At 68.4% G+C, this 2,582-nt stretch carries 1 protein-coding gene; it reads left to right on the top strand.

Translation table 11 applies throughout. The features are described 5' to 3' along the window. Positions 1–364: 364 nt before the first annotated feature. Positions 365–2,491 (top strand): TonB-dependent receptor, encoded by a 2,127-nt coding sequence (locus G3N92_RS32730; protein ID WP_206131666.1) that lies wholly within the window; start codon positions 365–367, stop codon positions 2,489–2,491. Positions 2,492–2,582: the final 91 nt, after the last annotated feature.

Below are 2,582 nucleotides of genomic sequence, written 5' to 3'. Positions count from 1 at the left end.
CGCCCGCCTCCCGCGCATGCGCGCCCCGGCGCACGCGCCCCGCCCCGCTTCGTTCCCGCCTGACGCGATGCCGACGGCCGCGTGCGTTCGCACGCGCGCCGCTGCATGCCGCTCGCGCTGCCGCGCCCGGTTTTGACCGGTAGCGGAAGCGCCGCGCACCCGGCCGCTCGCGTCGTACCGGTTTCCATCGTTTCGTCATCCCGAACGCTTTGCGCCAACGCCGCGAAGCGCGACGGCGCGCGCTCGCGCCATCAACCCTGCGAGCGCGGGACGACGTCACGCCGAAACCGCCATCACCGGCCGCAGCGCAGGCCACGCAGCCGCGCGCGCCGCTTCCCTCCGCTTTCGATACGCCCGACTCGCCATGACGTTCCATCCGCTTACCGCCATCGCCGCCGCGCTGGCCGCGTTGCCGCTCACCGCGTTCGCTCAGACCGCATCCACCGCCACGCCGGCCGCCGACCAGCCTTTGCCCGCCGTCAACGTCGCATCCGGCCGCGACACCGCGCTGCGCCGCGAGCAGAACACCGGCAGCCACCTCGGCCTCACCTCGCTCGAAACGCCGGCCAGCGTCGAGCAGATCGACCGCGCCACGCTCGACACGCGCGGCGACGCCTCGATCATCGACGCCGTGAGCCGCGCTGCCGGCATCGCCGCCTCGCCGCATCCGGGCAACGGCGACGCCGAACTGTCGGCGCGCGGCTTCGTGGGCGCCTCGTCGGTCACGCAACTGTTCGACGGCGTGCGCCCCTACGGCGCGATCGGCGCCACCTACCCGTTCGACACCTGGTCGGTCGATCATATCGACGTGCTGCGCGGCCCCGCCTCGGTGATCTACGGCGAAGGCGCGATCGGCGGCGTGGTCAACATCGTGCCGAAGAAGCCCACGCGCACGCCGATCGAAAACGAACTGCAGGTGGGCATCGGCACCGAACGCACCGCGCGCGCCGCATTCGGCAGCGGCGGCGCGATCAACGATCGCCTGTCGTACCGCTTCGACATCAGCGGCAACCGCTCGGCGAACTGGGTGGACGCGGGCAATTCGCGCAATCTTTCGGTATCCGGTGCATTGCGCTACGACGTCACGCCGGATCTGTCGATCACGGCCTCGTATGCGCAGGGATATCAGCAGCCGATGCGCTATTTCGGCGTGCCGCTCGTGAACGGCGCGCTCGACACGGCGCTGCTCAAGAAGAACTACAACGTCGGCGACAGCCTGATCTCGTTCCGCGACAGTTGGGCCACGCTCACCGCCAACTGGCAGCCCACCGAACAGCTGAACGTGACGAGCACGTTCTACCGCATGAAGAGCAACCGCCACTGGAAGGATGCGGAGTACTACACGTTTCAGCCGGCCAGCGGCCTGATCGCGCGCAGCAGCTACACAGAGATCTTTCACGACCAGCAGCAGTTCGGCAACGTGACCACGGCCACCGTCGACAACACCGTGCTCGGCCATCGCAACACGTTCTCGGCCGGCTTCGAGTTCAACCACACCACGTTCACGCACACCAACAACTCGCCGTATTCGGGCAGCTCGCTGGTGGATCCGTTCGCGTTCGATCCAGGCAGCTTCATCAACGCGGCCGGCACGCTGCCGAAGTACGATTCGCAGGCCAACCAGTACGCGCTGTTCGCCGAGGATCGCCTGAAGCTCACGTCGCGCTGGTCGGTGGTGGGCGGGCTGCGCTACGACCATGCGAGCGTGAACCGCGACGATCTGATCCACGGCGGCGGCTTCACGCGCGTCTATGCGAACACCGGCTGGCGGCTCGGCACCGTCTACGACATCGCGCCGACCTTCACCGTCTACGGCCAGTATTCGGTGGCGGCCGATCCGGTCAGCTCGCTGCTGATGCTCAATTCGTCGAGCGCCAACTACAAGCTCGCCACCGGCCGGCAGATCGAGATCGGCTTCAAGCAATCGCTGCTCGACGGCCGCGCCGAGTGGACGCTGGCCGCCTACCGGATCGTCAAGGACAACCTGGTGGCCGCCGATCCGCAGAATCCGAACCAGTCGATCCAGATCGGCCAGCAATCGTCGCGCGGCGTCGAGGCCACGTTCGGCGCGCAGATCACGCGCGACCTGCGCGTGGATGCGAACCTCGCGATGCTGCGCGCCAAATACGACGATTTCGCCGAGCAGAGCGGCGGCGCACTGGTGTCGCGCGACGGCAACGTGCCGGCCTCGGTGCCGCAGCGCCTGGCGAACCTGTGGGTGAGCTGGCGCTTCGCACCCGAATGGACCGGCATCGGCGGCCTGCGCTACGTGGGCAAGCGCTATGCCGATACGGCGAACCAGCTGTCGATGGCGTCGTACACCACCGTGGATCTCGCGCTGGCCTGGCAGCCGCGCAAGGACACCACGATCACGGCGCGCGCCTACAACGTGTTCAACCGGCACTACGTGGAAAGCGCGTATTACGACGAGACGCAATACCTGATCGGCAGCGACCGCCGCCTCGAACTGATCCTCAACTACCGGTTCTGAGGCCGCGGGCTTCCGCCGCGCGCCGCGCTCAATGCAGGCCGAGCGCGCTGTCGCTGGCCGCGATCGCGGCCGCCTCGGCGCGCGTGTCGAG

Source organism: Burkholderia sp. Ac-20379, assembly GCF_017104645.1.
Taxonomy (GTDB): domain Bacteria; phylum Pseudomonadota; class Gammaproteobacteria; order Burkholderiales; family Burkholderiaceae; genus Burkholderia.
The sequence above is the reverse complement of the archived record's forward strand: the minus strand, read 5'-3'. Positions and strand labels throughout refer to the sequence as shown.

What these genes read in the sequence shown, in the direction of transcription:
- G3N92_RS32730 (WP_206131666.1), top strand. Translation starts at nt 365, where the DNA reads ATGACGTTCCATCCGCTTACCGCCATCGCCGCCGCGCTGGCCGCGTTG.